The 444-nt window shown below is 34.9% G+C and carries 1 protein-coding gene; it reads right to left on the bottom strand.

Annotation, left to right across the window (positions count from 1 at the left end):
- Window positions 1-251: 251 nt before the first annotated feature.
- On the bottom strand, window positions 252-444 hold a 193-nt coding region (locus tag J7R05_RS08195), incomplete at its 5' end, for a DnaB-like helicase C-terminal domain-containing protein (protein WP_281388235.1).

Here is a 444-nt window from a genome sequence, read left to right as displayed (position 1 = left end):
GTTCAAATCCCTCTCTCTCCGCCAAATATTAGCTAGAGTGATCTTTAAAAAATATCTTTAGTTGTACGTAGTTTGATACCATGTTTTGTACCAATTTATTTTTTTCAAATCCCTTTAAAAGGTTATTTTAAAGTTTGTAATTTTTTGTGAGAACACTATTAGATTTTAATTTCTTAATTTCAAAGTGTCGGGTAACAATTTGGGGGGCAATAAAGAATGATAGGAACTTATATTAAAGTAATTTACCAGATTTATTCTGGAAGATAATCACTATCTGCCAGATCACTAAAGCGTGTAAAATCCGATTGAAATGCCAGTGGAACGATTCCTGTCGGACCATGGCGTTGTTTTGCTATAATAACCTCAGCTTTGCCCTTGGCTTGCTCCATTGCCTCTTGCCATTTGCTATACTCAGCAGTGCCTTCTTTGGGTTCTTCATTTTTG

Source organism: Bartonella capreoli (assembly GCF_902813205.1).
GTDB lineage: Bacteria > Pseudomonadota > Alphaproteobacteria > Rhizobiales > Rhizobiaceae > Bartonella > Bartonella schoenbuchensis.
This window is presented reverse-complemented; position numbering and strand designations above follow the sequence as displayed.